Consider the following 2572-nt stretch of genomic DNA (forward strand, 5'->3'; position numbering starts at 1 on the left):
TCGTGCCGCTGCCCGAAGCCCTGAGGCGGCGCACGGCGCGCGCCTATTTCGGCCTGGCGCGCGGCGGCACCTTTCGCTCGCCGCATCTTAGCGTCGACAAGGCCAACCAGGCCGATCTGCTGGCGCGGTTCGGGCTGACAGGCAAGAAATTCGTGGCGCTGATGCCCGGTGCCGAATTCGGCCCGGCGAAACGCTGGCCGAGCGACCACTATGCCGGGCTGGCCCGCGACATGATGGCCAGGGGTCTGGGCGTCGCCCTGCTCGGCTCCAAGAACGACGCCGACGTCACCGGTGAGATCGCGGCGCTTGCCCCGGGCTCAATCGACCTTGCCGGCAAGACGCGGCTGGAGGACGCCATCGACCTGATCGCCGCGGCGAAGCTCGCGGTCTCGAACGACAGCGGCCTGATGCATGTCGCGGCCGCCGTCGGCACGCCGATCGTCGCCGTCTACGGCTCGACCTCGCCCGAGAACACGCCGCCGCTCAGCGAGCGCTCCGAACTGATCTGGCTGCATCTGTCCTGCTCGCCCTGCCACAAGAAGGTCTGCCCGCTCGGCCATCTCAACTGCCTCAAGACGCTCGATGTCGCCCGCGTCACCGCTGCGGCCGACCGCTTGCTCGAGGTTCCGGCAGCGGCATGAAAGTGCTGATCGTCAAGACGTCGTCGATGGGCGATGTCATCCACACGTTCCCGGCCGTCGAGGACGCGCTGCGCAATCGCCCCGACATCAGCTTCGACTGGTGCGTGGAGGAGCCGTTTGCCGGCATCGTGGCCTTGCATCCGGCGATCGGCACCATCCACAAGGTGGCGGTCCGGCGCTGGCGCAAGAGGCTTTTCGACGGCGGAACCTGGCGCGAGATGGCAAGTCTGCGGCAGACGCTGCAGGCGGGAAACTACGATCTTGTCATCGACGCGCAAGGCTTGTTGAAGTCGGCCCTGGTCGCCATCCAGGCCGGCGCGCCTATTGCCGGCTTCGACCGGGCCAGCGCCCGCGAGCCTTCGGCGACGCTGTTCTATCAGCGCAAATACGCCGTGCCGCGCGACCTGCATGCCATCGAACGCACTAGGCGGCTGTTCGGGCTGGCGCTGGGCTATCAGCCCGACCTGTCGACGCTGGAGTCCGGCATCGTGCCGCCGGCGGGCGGCCTGGCCGGCGTTGAAGGCAAAACCGTCTTCCTGCTGCACGGCACCAGTCGCGAGGACAAGAAATGGCCGCTCGAGGACTGGATCGAAACCGCCCGCCAACTGGCCGACCGGCAATTCACGCCGGTCGTTACCTGGTCGAATGAGGCGGAAAGGAAGGTGGCGCAAGCCATTGCCGGCGCCGTGCCAAGGACGGTGCTGGTTGCGAGATCGCCGCTCGCGGATATCGCCGCGATCCTCGGCCGTTCGACGCTCGTCATCGGCGCCGACACCGGCCTCACCCATCTTGCCAGTGCCTTCGGCCTGCCGACGGTCGCCATCTTCCTGGCGACGGAACCCGGTCTCACCGGCCCGCGCGGGAAGTTTGCGTCCACGCTGCTTGCGCCTGCGGGCGGCAGGGTCGCGCCGGCTGAGGTCGTGACGGAGGCGGAACGGCTTCTGGCGCTCAGATCAAACGCGCCAGCGTGAGGACCTTTTCAGAATTCGCTCTGGCGAGTCGAATAGCGTGGTTTTCGAAAACCGGAGCGGAGCGTACTTAAAGTACGTGAGCACCGGAAGCGCAGAAAACCGCACGCGCATGACCCCGAAAATCGAATTCGATTTTCGGAAAGGATCATGCGCAAACCAAGTGCTACAGCGTCCTTTGCGCGTCCGAAAGGACGCGCGGCGCTGTAGTCGGCCGCCAGAGTAGAATTATCAAAAGGTCCTCAAATAAACTGCACCTGGACGATCTCATACCCCCGCGCGCCGCCCGGGGCGTTGACCTCGATGGCGTCGCCGACTTCCTTGCCGATCAGCGCGCGCGCGATCGGTGACGAGATCGAGATGCGGCCGGACTTCACGTCCGCTTCCTGGTCGCCGACGATCTGATAGGTCTTCTTTTCCTCGGTGTCCTCGTCGACGAGCACCACCGTCGCGCCGAACTTCACCTTGTCGCCCGAAAGCTTGGAGACGTCGATGACCTCGGCGCGCGCAATCAGATCCTCGAGCTCGTTGATGCGGCCTTCATTGTGGCTCTGCGATTCCTTCGCCGCGTGATATTCGGCATTTTCCGACAGGTCGCCATGCGAGCGCGCTTCGGAAATCGCCTCGATGATACGCGGGCGTTCCTCCTGTTGGCGCCAGCGGAGCTCTTCCTTCAATGACGCGAACCCCTCGCCTGTCATCGGGACCTTGATCATATGCCTGGCCTTTCCTGCCGCCGCCCCCGTTTTCGGGAGCGGCCTTGTCGATAGGTACAAAAAGAAAACGGTCCGGCAGCCTCGGGCTAACGGAACCGTCTCACCACAATTTCCCTGAATATAGCAATCTTCGCGCGATTTTCACGCCCAAAAATGAAATTCGGCAAAATGATCACCGCTTTCGCGGGTTCGCGGCGCGCGGCGAACGAAAAACCGGCCGCGACTGCCCGCGGCCGGTTCGAGGAGC

The 2572-nt window shown here is 64.7% G+C and carries 3 protein-coding genes; 2 read left to right on the forward strand and 1 reads right to left on the reverse strand.

Annotated features, from left to right (window positions below; genetic code table 11):
• Together waaF and waaC are read left to right on the forward strand one after the other, a co-directional pair.
• On the forward strand, positions 1-641 hold a 641-nt coding region (gene waaF, locus EOD07_RS30360), incomplete at its 5' end, for a lipopolysaccharide heptosyltransferase II (protein WP_127237937.1).
• On the forward strand, positions 638-1612 hold the full coding sequence (gene waaC / locus EOD07_RS30365) for a lipopolysaccharide heptosyltransferase I (protein ID WP_127237938.1): 975 nt from the start codon (positions 638-640) through the stop codon (positions 1610-1612). The genes waaF and waaC, both read left to right, overlap by 4 nt.
• Before the next feature lie 239 nt (positions 1613-1851).
• Here the strand turns inward: waaC and greA are convergent, their stop codons facing one another.
• Positions 1852-2325, reverse strand: coding sequence for a transcription elongation factor GreA (greA, locus tag EOD07_RS30370; RefSeq protein ID WP_027168132.1), 474 nt, complete (start codon positions 2323-2325; stop codon positions 1852-1854).
• Between the last annotated feature and the right edge of the window lie 247 nt (positions 2326-2572).

The organism is Mesorhizobium sp. M2C.T.Ca.TU.002.02.1.1 (assembly GCF_003997225.1).

Bases quoted from the DNA above. Each gene is read 5' to 3' on its own strand.
- waaC (WP_127237938.1), top strand. From the start codon at position 638: ATGAAAGTGCTGATCGTCAAGACGTCGTCGATGGGCGATGTCATCCAC.
- greA (WP_027168132.1), bottom strand. From the start codon at position 2,325: ATGATCAAGGTCCCGATGACAGGCGAGGGGTTCGCGTCATTGAAGGAA.